The organism is Exiguobacterium sp. BRG2, assembly GCF_031844245.1.
In the GTDB taxonomy this organism is placed as follows: domain Bacteria; phylum Bacillota; class Bacilli; order Exiguobacteriales; family Exiguobacteriaceae; genus Exiguobacterium_A.
In genome coordinates, this window is the sequence record NZ_JAUZUW010000004.1 from 231,001 (window position 1) to 248,866 (window position 17,866).

The 17,866-nt window shown below is 48.2% G+C and carries 21 protein-coding genes; 9 read left to right on the forward strand and 12 right to left on the reverse strand.

Features of this window, described 5'->3' with window-relative positions; all coding sequences use genetic code 11:
- Positions 1-65: 65 nt before the first annotated feature.
- On the reverse strand, positions 66-1,439 hold the full coding sequence (gene rho / locus Q9R23_RS07760; protein ID WP_056064138.1) for a transcription termination factor Rho: 1,374 nt from the start codon (positions 1,437-1,439) through the stop codon (positions 66-68).
- Positions 1,440-1,794: 355 nt separating this feature from the next.
- Between rho and Q9R23_RS07765 the strand changes: the two genes are divergently transcribed.
- The gene (locus Q9R23_RS07765) at positions 1,795-2,472 is read left to right on the forward strand and encodes a C40 family peptidase (protein WP_214728403.1); all 678 of its coding nucleotides are present in this window, start codon (positions 1,795-1,797) and stop codon (positions 2,470-2,472) included.
- A 702-nt stretch (positions 2,473-3,174) separates the two neighbouring features.
- Here the strand turns inward: Q9R23_RS07765 and glpX are convergent.
- The 5 genes from glpX to Q9R23_RS07790 all read right to left on the reverse strand — a co-directional run bounded on the left by glpX (position 3,175) and on the right by Q9R23_RS07790 (position 7,612).
- Positions 3,175-4,140: a class II fructose-bisphosphatase gene (gene glpX / locus Q9R23_RS07770; protein WP_035410722.1), complete on the reverse strand. Its 966-nt coding sequence runs from the start codon at positions 4,138-4,140 to the stop codon at positions 3,175-3,177.
- 32 nt (positions 4,141-4,172) lie between these two features.
- Positions 4,173-5,420 (reverse strand): UDP-N-acetylglucosamine 1-carboxyvinyltransferase, encoded by a 1,248-nt coding sequence (gene murA / locus Q9R23_RS07775; RefSeq protein WP_214852073.1) that lies wholly within the window; start codon positions 5,418-5,420, stop codon positions 4,173-4,175.
- Between the two features lie 28 nt (positions 5,421-5,448).
- Positions 5,449-6,096 carry a fructose-6-phosphate aldolase gene (gene fsa, locus Q9R23_RS07780; protein WP_023469552.1) on the reverse strand — a complete coding sequence of 216 codons (648 nt, stop codon included), beginning with the start codon at positions 6,094-6,096 and terminating at the stop codon, positions 5,449-5,451.
- A gap of 154 nt (positions 6,097-6,250) precedes the next feature.
- On the reverse strand, positions 6,251-7,105 hold the full coding sequence (gene fba, locus Q9R23_RS07785; protein WP_058704156.1) for a class II fructose-1,6-bisphosphate aldolase: 855 nt from the start codon (positions 7,103-7,105) through the stop codon (positions 6,251-6,253).
- A 132-nt stretch (positions 7,106-7,237) separates the two neighbouring features.
- On the reverse strand, positions 7,238-7,612 hold the full coding sequence (locus Q9R23_RS07790; RefSeq protein ID WP_214852070.1) for a response regulator: 375 nt from the start codon (positions 7,610-7,612) through the stop codon (positions 7,238-7,240).
- A gap of 97 nt (positions 7,613-7,709) precedes the next feature.
- Between Q9R23_RS07790 and Q9R23_RS07795 the strand changes: the two genes are divergently transcribed.
- Positions 7,710-8,216: a DUF2529 family protein gene (locus Q9R23_RS07795; RefSeq protein ID WP_251137775.1), complete on the forward strand. Its 507-nt coding sequence runs from the start codon at positions 7,710-7,712 to the stop codon at positions 8,214-8,216.
- Positions 8,217-8,320: 104 nt separating this feature from the next.
- Here the strand turns inward: Q9R23_RS07795 and Q9R23_RS07800 are convergent, their stop codons facing one another.
- Positions 8,321-9,916, reverse strand: a complete 1,596-nt coding sequence (locus Q9R23_RS07800) for a CTP synthase (protein WP_047394418.1) — start codon at positions 9,914-9,916, stop codon at positions 8,321-8,323.
- A 268-nt stretch (positions 9,917-10,184) separates the two neighbouring features.
- The gene (gene rpoE / locus Q9R23_RS07805; protein ID WP_023469562.1) at positions 10,185-10,709 is read right to left on the reverse strand and encodes a DNA-directed RNA polymerase subunit delta; all 525 of its coding nucleotides are present in this window, start codon (positions 10,707-10,709) and stop codon (positions 10,185-10,187) included.
- A 170-nt stretch (positions 10,710-10,879) separates the two neighbouring features.
- Here rpoE and Q9R23_RS07810 point away from each other — a divergent pair, with 170 nt between their 5' ends.
- From Q9R23_RS07810 to Q9R23_RS07825, 4 genes are all read left to right on the forward strand, one after another.
- Positions 10,880-11,323, forward strand: a complete 444-nt coding sequence (locus tag Q9R23_RS07810) for a GNAT family N-acetyltransferase (protein ID WP_056064132.1) — start codon at positions 10,880-10,882, stop codon at positions 11,321-11,323.
- A gap of 45 nt (positions 11,324-11,368) precedes the next feature.
- On the forward strand, positions 11,369-11,686 hold the full coding sequence (locus Q9R23_RS07815) for an ArsR/SmtB family transcription factor (RefSeq protein ID WP_035410742.1): 318 nt from the start codon (positions 11,369-11,371) through the stop codon (positions 11,684-11,686).
- A 65-nt stretch (positions 11,687-11,751) separates the two neighbouring features.
- Entirely contained in the window at positions 11,752-12,180 is a 429-nt protein-coding gene (locus tag Q9R23_RS07820) for a DMT family transporter (RefSeq protein WP_035410744.1), read from the forward strand.
- A gap of 12 nt (positions 12,181-12,192) precedes the next feature.
- A complete protein-coding gene (locus Q9R23_RS07825) occupies positions 12,193-12,672 on the forward strand; it encodes a DMT family transporter (RefSeq protein WP_311246772.1) in 480 nt (159 codons plus the stop codon).
- Between the two features lie 254 nt (positions 12,673-12,926).
- Here the strand turns inward: Q9R23_RS07825 and Q9R23_RS07830 are convergent, their stop codons facing one another.
- The 4 genes from Q9R23_RS07830 to Q9R23_RS07845 form a co-directional block, all read right to left on the reverse strand.
- Positions 12,927-13,169: a DUF6440 family protein gene (locus Q9R23_RS07830; protein WP_311246773.1), complete on the reverse strand. Its 243-nt coding sequence runs from the start codon at positions 13,167-13,169 to the stop codon at positions 12,927-12,929.
- Positions 13,170-13,265: 96 nt separating this feature from the next.
- Positions 13,266-13,736: a heme-degrading domain-containing protein gene (locus Q9R23_RS07835; RefSeq protein WP_035410746.1), complete on the reverse strand. Its 471-nt coding sequence runs from the start codon at positions 13,734-13,736 to the stop codon at positions 13,266-13,268.
- Complete coding sequence (locus Q9R23_RS07840) at positions 13,724-14,773, reverse strand: Gfo/Idh/MocA family oxidoreductase (protein WP_311246774.1); 1,050 nt, start codon at positions 14,771-14,773, stop codon at positions 13,724-13,726. Before Q9R23_RS07840 ends, Q9R23_RS07835 begins: the two co-directional genes overlap by 13 nt.
- Positions 14,770-15,525 (reverse strand): DeoR/GlpR family DNA-binding transcription regulator, encoded by a 756-nt coding sequence (locus Q9R23_RS07845; protein ID WP_311246775.1) that lies wholly within the window; start codon positions 15,523-15,525, stop codon positions 14,770-14,772. Before Q9R23_RS07845 ends, Q9R23_RS07840 begins: the two co-directional genes overlap by 4 nt.
- A gap of 127 nt (positions 15,526-15,652) precedes the next feature.
- Between Q9R23_RS07845 and Q9R23_RS07850 the strand changes: the two genes are divergently transcribed.
- From Q9R23_RS07850 to Q9R23_RS07860, 3 genes are all read left to right on the forward strand, one after another.
- Positions 15,653-16,486 carry an SDR family oxidoreductase gene (locus tag Q9R23_RS07850; protein WP_311246776.1) on the forward strand — a complete coding sequence of 278 codons (834 nt, stop codon included), beginning with the start codon at positions 15,653-15,655 and terminating at the stop codon, positions 16,484-16,486.
- 381 nt (positions 16,487-16,867) lie between these two features.
- A complete protein-coding gene (locus tag Q9R23_RS07855) occupies positions 16,868-17,197 on the forward strand; it encodes a potassium channel family protein (RefSeq protein WP_214852064.1) in 330 nt (109 codons plus the stop codon).
- 13 nt (positions 17,198-17,210) lie between these two features.
- Positions 17,211-17,861, forward strand: a complete 651-nt coding sequence (locus Q9R23_RS07860) for a hypothetical protein (RefSeq protein WP_311246777.1) — start codon at positions 17,211-17,213, stop codon at positions 17,859-17,861.
- Positions 17,862-17,866 lie beyond the last annotated feature (5 nt).

The following is a 17,866-nucleotide window of genomic DNA, read 5'->3' on the forward strand; positions in this document are numbered from 1 at the left end:
TCCATTTGCTGAGCCAGAGTAAGTTACCTTCCTATACTAAACGATTTTTTTACGCGTCGCAATAGTTATTTTTCCGTCGTTGCTTCCTTCTTGACGGTACGCGGTTTAGCAGGTGCACGTCGGACCGTCTTCTTCTTTTCTTTCTCAAGTTCAGCAAAAAATTCTTCATTATTTTTCGTGTCGCGAATCTTACGCAGGAACGTATCGACGAACTCGTTCGACTCGTTCATCGTCCGACGAATCGTCCAGAGCGCATCGAGTTGCTCTTTCGGAAGCAAGAGTTCTTCCTTCCGCGTACCTGATTTGCGAATGTCGATTGCCGGGAATATTCGGCGTTCCGACAGCTTACGATCGAGATGTAGCTCCATGTTTCCTGTTCCTTTGAATTCCTCATAGATGACGTCATCCATGCGGGATCCCGTCTCGACGAGTGCCGTCGCAAGAATCGTCAAACTGCCACCATGTTCGATGTTTCGCGCCGCACCAAAGAACCGTTTTGGTTTGTGGAACGCTGCTGGGTCAATCCCCCCTGAAAGCGTCCGTCCGCTTTGCGGCACTGTTAAGTTATACGCACGAGTCAAACGCGTGATCGAATCCATCAAGATGACGACATCTTTTTTATGTTCGACAAGTCGCATCGCCCGTTCAAGGACAAGTTCAGAAATCCGCACATGGTTGTCCGGTGTTTCGTCGAACGTTGAACTGACGACGTCTGCTCCCGGAACTGAACGCTCGATGTCAGTTACTTCCTCTGGTCGCTCATCGATCAATAGAATGATCAGCTCGACATCCGGATGATTCTCTTGAATCGAGTTCGCGATTTCTTTGAGGAGTGACGTCTTCCCTGCTTTTGGTGGTGCGACGATCAAACCGCGTTGTCCAAACCCAACTGGTGCAATCATATCCATGACACGAACCGATAAATGACGCGGCTCTGTCTCAAGACGCATTAAACGATCCGGATAGATCGGTGTCAGCGCCGGGAAGAACAAACGGTTACGCGCTGTATCCGGTGCTTCGCCGTTGACGGCTTCCACACTAAGTAACCCTTGGAAACGTTCGTTTTCCTTCGGTGGGCGTACTTTACCTGTGACGACATCACCATTACGTAGATTGAAGCGTCGGATTTGAGAAGCGGCGATATAGATATCTTCAGAGGATTGGGAATAATTGATAGGGCGAAGGAAGCCGAAGCCACCATCGTTTTGCATTTGTGGATTACCAGGGATGACTTCAAGTACCCCTTCGAGGAAATAAAGACCTGTTGATTCCGCCTGTGCTTTTAGAATCTTGAACATCAACTCACGCTTACGGGCTTCCCGATATTGCGGGACATTCTTCGTCTTTGCGATTTCATATAATTCTTTTAATGTCAGCTGGCTCAATTGAGCCAAAGTATAGGAACGTTCAGGTTTATCTTTTTTATCAGTTGTTGGCATGTTTTTCACCTATTCTTTATAAATTCAACTGCATTCAGCATACTTCCATACATACATCAGGAGGTATGTAATTTCTTTCGTGAACTAAAGGTATCATATTTTTTTAAATTCGTCGTCAACAATCCTTTGCGTTTCTTACTTTGTAATATTCAAGGATATTATTTCAGTTATGTTACAAAAGCATCTATTTTGTCTTCTAACTGAAAAAACGTTTTTAAGGGCGCACATGCTAAGATATTCCTGCAGACAAAATTCTTACACAGTTGTAAGGTTCACTGCTTAATTACACACTTAATGATTTCATCATATAACTTACGGACGCAACACACTACATTAAAACGGAGGAATTCTTAACATGAAACGTTTTCTAGCATCGATCGCGACAGCAGCCTTAGTGGTTTCAGGTTTTACATCAGTGGGTACAGGTAAAGTTGAAGCAGCAACAGTCACGAAAGTCAAGATCACGGACAACGGTCTTCGTGTTCGGACAGCTCCTTCTACGAAAGCAAGCATCGTCGGGAAAGTCAACGCTGGTCAAGTCTTTACATACAAAGGCAAATCAGGCAGCTGGACAAAAATCTCATACGGCGGTAAAACACGTTATGTCTTCTCACAATACACAAAGACATACAAATCATCTTCAAGCGCTAAAAAATCAACAAGCACATCTTCTAAACGGACGAAAATCCTGAACGAAGCAGCAAAACATAAAGGTACACCATACGTATGGGGCGGAACAACGACTCGTGGATTCGACTGCTCTGGTTTCACAAGCTACGTTTACAAGAAAGCGGCTGGTAAAACATTGCCACGTACGTCTTCTTCACAATATTCTTCTTCTAAGAAAGTCCGCGTTTCAAGCGTACAACCAGGAGATCTTGTCTTCTTCTCACATGGTAGCGGCATTCAACACGTCGGGATCGCAACAAGCAAGTCAAGCATGGTTAACTCAGAAACAGGTGGCGTTAAATACTCAAGCTTCAAATCAGGGTACTGGGGTTCACGCCTTGTCGGCGCCGGATCTTACCTATAATTCATCATCTCAAAGCGGTTGAGCATTGGCTCGATCGCTTTTTTTCATCTTATTCAATTCATAAGAAGGAAATAGGATACATGTCTTCATCATAGGTGCTTCAAGAGGTCTTAGTCGTGAATTCGCTTATCTTCATGCACGATCAGGAGATCACGTCCTGCTCGTCAAACGTGAGGCAATGCTCTTCAAAACGAAGTTTCATGTCGAGCGATTCGGAGGTGCTGCAATCTTCCCATACGAATTAACGAAGCGGCAAACGTTTATATCTTCACTTTCCTCAGGTGGGGTCTAAGCCGCAGCATTCCGCATAAATTTGCGAGATGCCGGGCCTTACCTTATCCTGACGGAAACGTTAGCACATTTCCTTTTCCTCTAGGAATTGAGGATGAACGTCTTGATTCCTAGAAACATAGCAAAAAGGAGCTGACTCAAAAGTCAGTCTCTACAAAGATAAGGGTGGCAGAATGATGATCTGCCACCCTTATCTTTTAACAAAAAGAATGACGCGTTTCGCGCCACTCCTACAGGAAAAAGCGCATTATGCGCTGTCAGAGACAAACAAGACCCGATTTCCTGCTTGAATGAAGCAGGAAAACTGGCTTGTGTCTCGCCTGAGGAAAGGGCGTGAAAAGACGCGTCATTCTTTTTTTGAGTCAGCCTCTTTTTTTATCGATCAAGTCCTCACGTATGAGTCCTTCTCTTTTACTTAATGACAAGCTTCGGTTTTTTCTTAAACGAGTGAATGCCTTCAACGAAACGAACCGTTCCTGATTTCGCACGCATGACGACAGAGTGTGTCTGACCGCCTTGTGCCGTGAACTGGACACCTTTCATCAACTCACTGTCCGTGACCCCTGTCGCAGCAAAGATACAGTCGTCTCCTGCGACGAGATCGTCCATCATGAGAATCTTCGATGGATCTTCGATGCCCATCTTCTTACAACGTTCAATCTCGGCATCGTCTGCTGGTAACAAGCGCCCTTGGAGCTCTCCACCGAGACACTTTAAGGCAACGGCAGCAAGAACGCCTTCCGGTGCGCCACCTGAACCAAGCAAGATATCAATCCCTGTATGCGGGAACGCCGTATTGATCGCACCAGCAACGTCACCGTCACCAATCAAGCGAATCCGTGCCCCTGTTGCCCGAATCCGTTGAATGATTTCTTCATGACGTTCGCGATCAAGGATCGAGACGACGACGTCTTCGATTTCCTTGTTCTTCGCTTTTGCGACTGCTGCGATGTTTTCTTCAATCGTCGCATCCAGACTGATGTGTCCTGCTGCTTCCGGACCAACTGCAATCTTATCCATGTACATGTCCGGTGCATGGAGTAAATCTCCCGCATCTGCAACAGCGAGGACAGCAAGTGCGCCCCATGTTCCTTTTGCGACGATATTCGTTCCTTCGAGCGGATCGACAGCGACGTCAAGTCGTGGTCCATACCCATTTCCTAGCTTTTCTCCAATGTAAAGCATCGGTGCTTCATCCATCTCGCCTTCCCCGATGACGACGGTTCCTTTCATCGGAATCGTATCGAAGACATCACGCATCGCGCTTGTTGCCGCATCATCCGCTTCATTCTTCAATCCTTTTCCCATCCAGCGTGCAGAGGCAAGTGCTGCCGCCTCCGTGACGCGTACAAGTTCCATTGATAGACTTCTCTCCATGTGTATGTCCCCTCTCCCTTGTTACAAATCGGTCAAATCGTTTCACGCCATACGAGGGCGCCTAGTTCCTTCAACTTCTGATCAAATCGTTCGTAACTCTGGTCAAGCACTTCCGCGTGGTGCAATGTCGTCTCCCCTGAAGCGAGAAGTCCCGCCAAGACAAGTGCTGCGCCACCGCGTGGATCTGGTGCCTCGATTTCCGTACCGAGTAAGGATTCGCCACCACGAATGATGATCGAAGCGTCTTCATGCGTGATTCGGGCGTTTAAGCGCCGCAACTCCTGTACATGTCGGAAACGTTGCGGGTACAACTTATCGACAACGATACTCGCTCCTTTCGCTTGCAACAACGCTGCCGAGATGACAGGTTGTAGATCGCTTGGGAATCCACCGTAGTGGAAGACACGAATATCGACCGGCTTCGCCTCATGAAATGTCGCCGTGACGGAATCATCTGTTACTTCGATCAACGCACCATACCGCTCGAGTTTTTGGATAACGCTCTCGAGATGGAGCGGAATGACGTTATCGACGGTGACGCGCCCAAGTGCCGCGCCCATCGTCAAAAACGTTCCTGCTTCCATCCGGTCTGGAATCAAGGTATGCCGGCAACCACTCAGGCGTGAGACACCTTTGATTCGAATCTCATCCGTTCCTGCCCCTTTGACATTTGCTCCCATGTTCGTCAGCATCGTACTGACGTCGATGACTTCTGGATCATAGGCAGCGTTTTCGATGACAGTCGTTCCTTCAGCGAAGACAGCGACGAGTAAAGCACTGATCGTCGCTCCGAATGACGGAAGATCGAGATAGATTCGGTTTCCGACGAGACGGTCGACGCGCATGTAATGGACGCCCTGCTCGTTACGTACGGAAACACCGAGACGCTCCAGTGCTTTGATGTGTAAATCAATCGGTCGTGGTCCGATGTCATAACCCCCCGGCAGACCGACGACTCCTTGTTTGAATCTGGCCGCCAGAACGCTCATGAGGTAGATCGATCCGCGTAACTTGCGCGTCTCCGCACCAGTTAACGGCATCGATTCAACCCGACTTGGATCAATCGTCACCATATCGCCTTGACGTGTCACGACCGTGCCGAGCGTCTCTAAAATCTCGATCATTGTCGCGACGTCGCCAATTTCCGGCACGCCTTCTAGAACGACCGTCTGATCCGTCAGTAGAGCTGCAGCAAGACACGGAATGGCGCTTTGCTTCGAACCACTGATTGATACGGTTCCTTCTAGGCGTTGTTGCCCTACGATATGCAAAATGTCCACGTTCCATCAACCTTTCTCTTCGCTACGATTATTGCTGCGTTTTTTCCCAGTCCGCGAGGAACTTTTCAATTCCTTGCGTCGTGAGTGGGTGGTGTGTGAGTGACTCGATGACCGAGAATGGAATCGTCGCGATGTCTGCGCCCGCAAGAGCAGCATTCGTCACGTGAACCGGATTCCGGACCGATGCCGCAATGATTTGTGTCGGAATATCATGTACGACGAAAATTTGAGCAATCGTCTCGACGAGCCCCATTCCATCTTGACCGATGTCATCTAGACGACCGAGGAATGGTGATACGTATGTCGCACCAGCACGGGCTGCGAGTAATGCTTGGTTCGGATTGAAGATCAATGTGACGTTCGTCGTGATCTTCTCTTTTGAAAGTGCTGCGACCGCTTCGAGTCCGGCCGGAGTCATCGGAACCTTAACCGTAATGTTCGGTGCGATCTGGGCAAGTTCCTTCCCTTCGCGAATCATTCCTTCTGCATCAAGCGCGATGACTTCAGCGCTGACAGAGACATCTCCGACGATTTCACAGATTTCACGAAGTCTTGTATGGAAATCGACGCCCTCCTTAGCGACGAGCGATGGATTCGTCGTGACACCATCTAAAATCCCCATTTTATGTGCTTTCTTGATGTCCTCTACGTTTGCTGTGTCAATGAAAAATCTCATCTTTCTCGTTCCCCTTTCATCCCTTGAAATCGCTTACGACTCTATTATAGGTTTTTTTCACGAGAAGTCCTACTATTTTCCATCGAATACACGTTCATATGATATGAAAAAAGCACGGTAGACCGAAGTCTACCGCACTTTAAAGAGGAGTCGATTAAGCTTTGTTGCTTGAACCGAACTCACGCATCTTACCGATGACAGTTTGTTTGATTGCTTCACGACCTGGTGCGATGAATACGCGTGGGTCATATGCTTCTGGTTTCTCAGCTAACACTTCACGAACGACTTTCGCGAATGAGATTTGGTTCTCTGTGTTAACGTTGATTTTTGAAGTTCCGAGTGAGATCGCTTTTTCGATATCGTGTGTCGGAATTCCAGTTCCACCGTGAAGAACGAGTGGGAGGTTTGTAGCGTCACGGATTTCTTCCATCTCTTTGAATCCGAGGTTTGGTTCACCTTTGTATGGTCCGTGAACAGAACCGAGTGCAGGCGCAAGCGTGTCGATTCCTGTTTCTTTGACGATGCGTACACACTCGTCAAGTTTCGCGTACATGACATCACCGATGACGTCGTCTTCTTGTCCACCAACTGTACCAACTTCCGCTTCTACTGAAACGCCTTTAGCGTGAGCGTATTCAACGACTGCTTTTGTTGTTTCGATGTTTGTGTCGATCGGGCTGTGCGAATCATCGATCATGACAGATGTAAATCCAGCGTCGATCGCTTCTTTACATTTTTCAACGCTCGAACCGTGGTCGAGGTGGATTGCGACTGGAACTGTTATTTTCATGTCGTGTACGAGACCTTCAACCATTTTCACGACAGTGTAGAATCCGCCCATGTGGCGTGCTGCACCTTCAGATACTCCAAGGATAACTGGTGACTGCTCTTCTTGAGCCGCACCGAGAATCGCTTGTGTCCACTCGAGGTTGTTGATGTTGAATTGACCTACTGCATACTTACCTTCGAGAGCTTTGTTTAACATGTCTGTCATAGATACTAATGGCATAATGACATCCTCCTCTGTTTTGATCGCTGCTTACACGAACTCGTGCAATTTCAGACTGATTATAACATACTGATTCATCGGAACGTACAGCATTTCGCTTGGTTTTTTGGTTTGTGACGGCGACGTGAAGGATTAACCGCTTACATCGTGAGAAATTTGCACAGTCACTTCTTTTTTTAATTCGAAGATGTCAAATGGCTTCCCGAAGAAGGCGACGACCCCTAATCGTTTCGCTTCTTCCATCGCTTCTTTTTCACCGAGTGCCGTCATTAAAATCGTCCGGACACGTCGTCCGATCCGGTCCTGATGACGTAAAACCTCGATCCCGGTCCGCCCCGGCATGTTGACATCCATCAACAGCAAATCATATGCCGCTCCTTGTAAGTAGACGATCGCTTCCTCTCCATCGACGGCGACGTCCGTTTCATACCCTTCTGCCCGGAACAACTGTGCAAGCAAATTCCGGATTCCCGGCTCATCCTCGACGATCAACAATCTGCCTTTCATCTCTGCCACTCCCCCTCTAGTTATTTCCATTCTACACTAAAGCAAAACTTACTTTATACTGTCCTTGAGAGAAACATAGAAAGGATGAAGAAAATTGATGAAAATCTTAGCTACACAATTCAACGGAAAATTGCAAACACTCGCAAAACAGGAAGACGAACTATTCGATGTCGTCCGTCTGCTCGCACAGGCGCTCGTCGGGGAAGGTACGGTCTATGTCGACGCTTACGGTGAATGTGAAGGACTCTATCCAATGCTCTCAGAAGGTCCGGATCAGATGAAACGGGTTACGAAAATCAAGGATCGAAAGACACTGCACGCTGTCGATCGCGTCTTAATCTTTACGCCAGATACGGAACGCTCCGACCTTCTCGCTTCTCTTGCCCGCTATGACGCATGGCATACGCCTTATGCGATCGTCACACTCAGTGACGTGACAGAAACGCTCGAGCGTTCGATTGCACCGCTCGCATTGAAGTTTAATAAAGGATTGCTTCCGGCAGAGGACGGTTCACGTCACGGACTGCCGAGTCTTGCCCTTTGCGCGTTCCTCTTGACACATATCTTGACGCAACTACAAGAGATGACAGAAGAGTGGAATTGACGTTTTTCTTCTATAATATGTAGTTCTTAATTTAATCAATCAAAAAAAGACGCGGTGACCTTCAATGATGCTGAAGGTTACCGCGTCTTTGATTATCTTTCCTTTCATTCACCAAGTGAAGCTTGGATGAAGTCATGGAAGAGTGCTTGTGGACGTTCTGGACGTGAGATCAATTCTGGGTGGAACTGACACGCGACGAACCATTTGTGTTCTGGAATCTCGATGATCTCAACGAGACGACCGTCTGGGCTCGTACCTGAGAAGACCATGCCGTTTGCTTCGAACTGCTCACGGAATTCGTTACCGAACTCATAACGGTGACGGTGACGTTCGTAGACGAGCTCGCTTGAATACGCGGCACGTGCTTTCGTTCCATCTTCGAGTTTACATGGGTAAAGTCCGAGACGGAGTGTACCACCGAGATCCTCGATGTCTTTTTGTTCCGGCAACAAGTCAATGATCGGGTATGGTGTCGCTGGGTCGATTTCCGCTGAGTGTGCGCCTTCAAGATTGAGGACGTTACGTGCGAATTCAACTGTCGCGAGTTGCATACCGAGACAGATACCGAAGAACGGTACGTTGTTTTCACGTGCAAAACGTGTCGCTTCGATTTTCCCTTCGATTCCGCGTTCTCCAAATCCACCCGGAACGAGGATTCCGTCTGCTGAACCGAGCAATTCGTTGACGTTTTCGCGCGTCACGTCTTCTGCGTTGATCCAGTCGATTTCGATATCACTGTTGAAGGCGAATCCAGCGTGTTTCAGTGCTTCTGCAACTGAGATGTACGCATCACGCAATTCGACGTATTTCCCGACGAGTGCAATCTTCGTCGTCTTCTCGAGGTGCGTCACTGTGTGGACGAGTTGTTTCCAAGCCGTCATGTCAGCAACTGGTGTGTCGAACTTGAAGTAGTCACAGACGAGTTGGTCCATGCCTTGACGTTGCAAGTTGAGCGGTACTTCGTAGAGCGTCGATGCATCTTGTGCTTCGATGACTGCTTCCGGACGTGTGTCACAGAAGAGAGCGATTTTATCTTTCATCTCTTGTGGGACTGGGTGCTCTGCACGTAAGACGATGATGTCTGGCTGGATACCATAGCTACGGAGTTCTTTGACACTGTGTTGTGTCGGTTTCGTCTTGAGCTCACCTGCTGCTGCAAGATACGGAACAAGCGTACAGTGGACGTACATGACGTTTTCTTTTCCGATATCGTTTTTCACTTGGCGAATAGCTTCGATGAACGGAAGCGACTCAATATCCCCTACTGTTCCACCAATCTCCGTGATGACGACGTCTGCGCCCGTTTCTTTTCCAGCACGGAAGACACGGTCTTTGATTTCGTTCGTGATGTGCGGAATGACTTGAACCGTTCCACCGTTGTAGTCGCCACGGCGTTCCTTCTTGAGGATCGTCGAATAGATACGTCCAGACGTGACGTTCGCGTTCTGGCTCAAGTTGATGTCGATGAAGCGCTCGTAGTGACCAAGGTCAAGGTCCGTCTCTGCGCCATCATCTGTGACGAAAACTTCCCCGTGTTGGTAAGGGCTCATTGTACCCGGGTCGATGTTGATGTATGGGTCAAATTTTTGGATCGTGACGTTAAGACCACGGTTTTTCAAGAGACGAGCGAGCGATGCAGCGGTGATCCCTTTACCGAGTGACGATACGACGCCACCTGTTACGAAAATATACTTTGTCATGTTAAATATTGCTCCCTTCTCTAATTCACATCTCAACAAAACAGAGGTGGTAAAAACAAAAAAGCAAAAGTGCCCCCATAATTAGGAGACACTTTTGCTGAAATAAGCACGTTGCTTAAAGAAGCCCATGACTAACTTACGTCATTCGGAAAACTTCGTCAAGCCTAATTTTTCAGAGAAAAAATTTCGCGCTCGTTCGTCAGCCGTCAACGAAAAAACTGCCATTTCTATAGGGAAATAGCAGCTGTACAGTTGTAGTTGATCGTGCTTAGACTTCCTCTTCTTCTTCGAAGTCTTCTAAGTCTTCTTCGTCGAGATCGTCATCGAGATCATCGATGGCTGCGACTTTTTTGAACGTATCATCGTCTTCGCTGTCGTCAGCTGAATCATAGTCCGCTGTCTTCGCGAATGTATCGAGATCGTCTTCGATCGTCTCGAACTCATCTTCTTCTGCATCATAGTTGAACTCTTCTTCAAACTCATCGAGTTCTCCACGTTGACGCGCTTCGATGACGAGATCCTCATCCGACTTATCAAACGGATACCAAGCGCGGAGTGACCAACGGTTCGCTCCGACGTTGACGAAGTTTCCGTCGATGTTCATGTCTGTATAGAGTTGAGCAAGTTTCTCGAACTTGTCTTCTTCATCTGTAAACGTATGGTACTTTTCGATTTCTGACGTGATGTCATCGAACGTGATTGGCTGTTCGCCAGCTTCTTGCAACATTTCATTGACGAATTCGATCAGCGAAAGATCAGTAATCTCTTCTTTACTTAAACGGCTGAGGCTCATTGTGACGGCCACTTCCTTTCATTTGCGTTCAATCCATTACTTCTCATTATACGCAAAACAGCTTTTAAAAATCCAGTCTCTATTAAAAAAAAGCTCGAATTGATTCTCGATTCGTGTTTTTCCCGCTCCCGAAAAAGGAATATCCAAGAGAGAAGAAGGAGGAATGACAGATGGAGATGACAATCGAACGGGTCAACGATTTTGATGCCTTCAACTGGTTACCAATCTTATCAAAGAGTACACAGGAAGGCTATCCCTTCATCGAACGGATGCTACGCGAACGGCGAAATGAAACGTTCCAAGAGGATGGTGAGGCATTGTTCGTCGCTTTATCTCTTTCCGGACACGTCATCGCGTGCGGGGGGTATATGAAACAAACCGGCACGAACGACGTCGGTCGGATTCGTCATGTCTATGTCTTACCAGAAATACGACACCACGGTGTTGGTACGCAACTACTTGAGAAAATCATCCCGGAAGCACTTTTGACGTATTCCGAGCTCTGGCTCTATACGGACGATGCCAGTACCTTTTATGAACGATTCGGTTTTGAGCCGTATACAGCAACTAAAGTGACACATCGCCTTCTCAAGCATGCATTCGTTCAACCATAAGTGTCTTGAATTGACATATCGAGAATCATCGATTAGTTTAAGCGTATGACAAATCAAGTGGATCTATTCAAGGCATTATCGAACGAGGTACGTCTTGATATCTTACGCTGGCTCAAGGATCCCGAGACTCATTTCAATAAGCCGACGGCCCATCTCGCGACGAATTTGTCGGACAAGGGAGGCATTTGCGTCGGAGATATCCAAGAGAAGGCGAACTTATCTCAATCGACCGTCTCCCAATATCTTACGATGTTGCAAAAAGTCGGATTGCTCGAATCCGAACGTCACGGCAAATGGACGTATTACCGGCGAAATGAAGAAAAAATCCAGGAGCTTGCAGCGTACCTCAAAGGAGAACTTTGATCCGTTCTCCTCGCCTTACATATCGACATTTCTCGATATTTAGATTCGTGAAAGGATGAATTCTGTTGAAAATCGTGTATTACGCACTCGCGTTACTTGCGGGTATCGCTTTAAGTGTCGAAGGAGCAATCTATGGTGAGCTCGGGAACTTCGTCGGAAAACTCGAAAGTAGCTTTTATAATTTCTTCGCCGGTACGATCATCATCGGATTGATCGTCCTCTTCTTCGGAAGGGGTTCACTCGGCTATACATTCCGCGCACCGAAATGGACCTTGCTCGGTGGTCTACTCGGTAGCATCTACTTGACGATCCTGATCATCAGCATCCCGCTCGTCGGTGTCGGTCTCGCCATGATCAGTGTCATTCTCGGTCAAATGGTCGCTAGTATGGTCATCGAACATAACGGTTGGCTTGGTAGTCCGAAACGTCCGATCAATCGCGACAAGCTAATGGCTTCTGCTCTGATGCTCGTCGCCCTATTTCTTATCTTTTAAGGAGGTTCGCTCGTGAATATTTTATTACTTGGTTTTACATTACTCGGTGGCGTCATGCTGAGCGCACAGTTGTCCATCAACGGTGCCTTCAGTCAAAAGGCTGGTGCCCTTGAAAGTACGTTTCTGACCTTCTTCACGGGGATGCTGATTCTCGCTTTAGCCATCCTCTTCTTCGGACAAGGAAACGTCTTGCTTTTGCTTGAAGCACCTCGTTGGCAACTAAGTGCTGTCCTGTTCGGCGTCAGTTATCTATTCCTGACGATTCTTGCCGTTCCGCAGATTGGTGTCACGGCAGCTAGTATCGCGACCGTCATCGGTCAACTCGCAGCAGGTATGGTCATCGACCACATCGGTGCGTTCGGTGGCGTCGTCGTCCCGCTCGACGGAAAACGTCTGCTTGGTTTGCTTGCGATGCTTGCTGCGCTTTACTTCGTCTATCGCGGGAACACACGCAAAGACGTGTCGGCTTCATCTGATTCAATTGCATCGTGACGATTGTCCTCACGATTTGTTCACGCGCTTTTTTCCTGTAGCAATCGTGTGAACAACGGAGTCCTACCACTTCTCGGAATTCATCAAGGAAACAGAAAAAACCGAAATGCTGAAGTGAATTTACTTCAACATTTCGGTTTTTTCGTGTCGAACGATTCGTTGTTGAACGTGCAAGACGAAGACTCCTTCAGGAAAAGCAGAATAAGTGAGACCTCGTAGATGCGATACTTATACTAGAAAAAATTGCACTTTTTTCAGTCGATTGGCTTATCAATAACGACTTTACCGTCCTTGTCTAACAACGGTGTCATTCCGTTCAAGCCAATCCCACTTGTCATTAAGTAATTTACACCTGTTTCCGTATCTACGACAATTTTGATAATACCACCACTTAGATGCTGTTTTGATTTAAGTATGAATCTTTTACTCATTGTTTCATATGACCTCTCGTTCTTTCCGACTTCCACACGACTCTTACAGAAAAAAGCACGATTCATCAGAGACACACAAGACCCGGATCGGCTGTCTTTGGCAGCCGAGACCAGTTTGTGTCTCGCCCAAGGAAAGCGAATGGAACATCGAATGAATCTATATCACTGTTCCAGCTGTTGTCTCTTAAGTAAACGCAACGCTTCCGTCGCAAGACGATGGTCTGCTTCCTGCGATAGACCGGAAACGGTGATCGTACCAACGACACCGACTCCTTCGATCCGGATCGGGAACGACCCACCGGCATCGACATAATCGGCTGGAGAAACAGCATACATCGTATGATACGAGCGATGTTTGCTCTCATTATACCGACGCATGTACAGCGAGCTATAGCCATGTCGCAAGACGACGTTCGATTTCCGGCGAATCCACTCTTCTTGATCCGGTGCCGTACCATCGAGCGCCGCGTAATATAAACGCTGCCCATTCCGTTTGATTTCAACGGCAATCGACAAGTTTTTCTTCATCGCCCGTCCGATCAACTCATGTCCCATCCCGATCGCTTCCGTATTCGTCAGTGACGTCAGAACGAGTTCTTCCTCTTCCGCAAGCAGCACTTTCAATTCTTCCATGCATCCCATTCCTTTCGTAAGAGGCGTCGCCCTTCATCACTGCTGATGCGCACTGCTTCAATCAAGCGCATTGTTTTTTCAGCGTCGCGTAAATCGACAGGTACCCGTCCACCGCGAAGTCCTTCCGCCAACTGTTCGTAAAACGTCGCATAACTGCCTGGAAGTGTCGCGAGGCGCTCAACTGGCTGATCGGCGATCTGGAGATAGCCATAGGAGTCCACTTCATCTTCGCCGAGCTGTCCATCGACAGCATAACCTTTCGCAAGCCGTCCTTCTTGTGGATCCATTCCGTATTTGATGTAACTGCCGCGTGTCGCATGGAACTCAAAACGCGGTGCTGGTCCTTGGATGAAGGATGCCGAGCGAAGAATGACACGTCGCGTACCGTAATGTAGCGTGACATGGAAACCGTCATCGACAACAGCACCGTCACGTTGCAGGTAAACATCGCCCGTCAGAGCATCCGGTTCTCCAAACAAGGCAAGTGCTTGATCGAGTAAGTGTGAGCCGAGATCAAACAGGATGCCGGCACCATCACCCGCTTGTTCCCGCCAGCGCTCCCGAACAACCGGGCGATAGCGATCAAAGCGTGACTCAATGACTTGCCAGTCCCCAATTTCGTTCATCTCCATCAATTGTTCAAGTGTCAGGAAGTCTCCGTCAAAGCGACGGTTTTGATAGACGGCGACCTGCACCCCGTGTTGTTTTGCTAACGTTTGCAGCGCCAGTGCTTCTTCGATCGTCACGACGGCCGGCTTTTCGAGTAAGACGTGCTTTTTTGCTTCGATCGCTTGTTTTGCCATTTCGAAATGCAGTGCCGTTGGTGTCGTGATGACGACAAGTTCCGTATTCTCATCTTGCAAAGCTTCAGCGAGTGTCGCGACGACTGTCGCCTCACTGAAATGTTGTGCCACCTGCTCCGGTCGACTCGAGACGACTTGCGTCACTTCAAATGCCGGTAATGCCTGTAAGAACGGAACGTGAAACGTCACCGCTGAAAAACCGAATCCGACGAGCGTCGTTTGAATCGGGTTCATGTTGTTTCCTCCTCTGTCACGTCGAGATCGACATGATAATGATCTAGTCGTTCTTGCCACGTTGCATCTGGTACTTGATCGGTGACGAGCACATCGATTTGCTCCCAATCGCAGACCTTATGCAAAAAGCGTTTATTGAACTTCGTATGGTCTGCGAGGACGATGACACGGGTCGCACTTCGAATCATCGCTTTCTTTACGACCGCTTCTTCGAGTTGTTCCGCAAAAAGTCCTTCTTCCGTCAACCCACATGCTCCAAGAAAAACACAATCGACTTGATAATTCAGGATGTCGTCTGCCGTCTTGATTCCACTCAAGCTCCGTGCATGCCGGTCAAAACGTCCTCCCGTAACGTACAGCTCAATATCCCTCCGCGCTCCGACGTGATCGGCGATATCGAGTGAGTTCGTGATGACCTGTAGTGAATACGGTGGAAGTGCCCGTGCCATCTCAGATACCGTCGTTGCAGCGTCGAGCAATAAGCGATCATTCGCTTGGACGTGACGCGCCGCGCGCTGTCCGATCCGCCGTTTTTCCGGTTTCTCTGTCCGCTGTTCATATGCAAGCGTCCCACCAGCACGGACTAATCCATTCTTAACACGAATGATCTCCCCTTCTTGTTCGAGGACGATGACGTCACGACGTGCGGTATCTCGTGAAATCTGATACTCCTGCATCAGTTGATCCAGCGAAATTTCAGGACTCGTCTTGATCCATTCCCGCATCTGTTGCAACCGTTCGATTTGCCCCATCGATTCCTACCTCCTTTTTTCTTTATATTAAGTTTTTTCATTACTATATGCAATTTTATTGCAAATAATTCGACGATAATTCGGGTAAATAATAGAAGACAACTACTTTCAGAACGGAGGAATTGATATGCAAACGATATTGATCACGGGTGCTTCTTCCGGTATCGGTCTGGCGACGGCGCAGCGGTTTGCGGAAACCGGCTGGTCTGTCTACGCTGGTGTTCGGAGTCCGGGTGAGATGACTGTGTCGTTACCGACGCTCACCTTCTTGTCGCTCGATGTCACAGATGAAACAAGCGTGAAGGCAGCCATCCGGCAAATCGAACAAGAGGTCGATCACCTAGACGTTGTACTCTGCAACGCCGGTCATGGTTTACTGCGCGCACTCGGTCAAGCGACAAGTTATGAAATCAAGCAACTCTTCGAAACGAATGTCTTCGGTGTCATCCGAACGATTGAAGCCTGCCTCCCCTTACTCAAACAAGCACCGGAAGGTAGTCACTTACTCGCGACTTCAAGCGTCAGTGGTCTCGTCGGTCAACCGATGAATGAACTGTATTGTGCCAGTAAGTTTGCGATTGAAGGACTGTTCGAAAGTCTTGCGACCTACTATAAACCGTACTTCAACATCGACGTCACCCTGATTGAACCAGCCGCCGTCGAGACGAACTTTACCGCAAATGTTCTCGATCAACTCGAACGGACGGGTGGCTTACACGAAGACGACTTCAAACCGATCATCACGGCTTATTTGCAGACGTACCGAACGCGGCATGCCGACCGCCAATCGGCAGAAGCTCTGGCTGAGGTGATCTTCGAGGTCGTCCACCGCGACGAACGTCCGTTACGAATCCGGACGACGGAAGCCGATGAACATTTCGTCGCCCATAAGACGCATCATGATCCGTCAGGACTCGAAGGTGTCGCTAAAATACGACGGCTGACATTGAATCTCGACTGATTCCCCTTTTTTAAAATTTCAATCCGCCTAAGCAATCTGCGCCCACTATACTGAGACTATCTATCTAAAAATCATCTCGAAGAGCGGAACGCATGCCATCCTTGTTTCTTTTTACGATCGTCTATCTGATTCCGACCTTCATCATGTTCTATATGTCGATTGATATATTTTTACGCACTCCATCACATCCGCAACACTAACTGCTTAGCTTATTCACGTTCGCTTACTTATGGGATGTTCTTCCTCCATTCAAGAAAAATGCCTCTTCGCTTGAACTTACAGGTTGATCAGGTGATAGATGGTGTCAAACATGCCGGAAAGAATGATTATCTTATTCATGATACGATGGACTTGACGCACCGATCTTAAAGGAGAGATTCGATGATATCTGTACTGACGATTTTTTCACGCCTGTTCAAGGGATTGCGCCGCGCCTTTCACTTGTCTTACTTCCGCGGACTACTGATTCTTTGTTTGTTGACAATCGTCTCTGGGACGATCTTCTATAGTACGGAAGAAAACCTTTCGGTCATCGATGCGCTTTACTTTTGCATCACGACACTGAGTACGGTCGGGCATCCGACATTCATCCCGACGACGACGCTCGGTAAGGTCTTCACGATGGCGTATATCACGATCGGCTGCGGGTTGTTCTTGACGTTAATTGCTACCTTGTCATACGTTTTGATTAAACAACCGGAAGAGGATTAAGGGGGAATCAAATATGCGTCAATCTGCCATCCAAAACAATTTCGATTGGTGTCGCCTTGTTTGTGAACAAGTCGGATGCCAGGTGACAGAAACCGAATCGACCTGGCTCGCTAAAGGAAGCGTTCCAAGTTATTATCCGGAACTGATGGTTCGCCTTCCTCATCAGCGAATTAATGCAACCGACGTGTACAGCATCAAGGACTGTACGGCGAGCTATGATTTCTCAAGCGCTGGTCTCAGTCACCTGTTCACAGCGGAATGGATGACCCGTCCCGCCATACTCGATCGTCGCGCTCTTCCCGTCGATTGGTCTGTCGTCACGGATGCCACGCAGTTTGCTCGCTTCCAAGCAATCCAAGCGACACCGGAGTTACCGGAATCGTTATGGCAACATCCGGACGTCCGCTTTTTCTATTGCGAAGCACAACAGGCAAGTTGCATCGCCTACTCGAACCAAACGACGACCGGATTGATGTACGTTAGTTCCGACTATCTTGATGAACGCTTATGGGATGATATCGCACGCTTGTGCTCCGCACACTTCCCCGGTCAACCGCTCGTCGGATACGAATACGGTGATCACCTGATCACGGCGCTCGAAGCAGGCTTTGACGACGTCGGTCCACTGGCGGTCTGGATTCGCACGACGCATGAGAATGCATAAAAAAA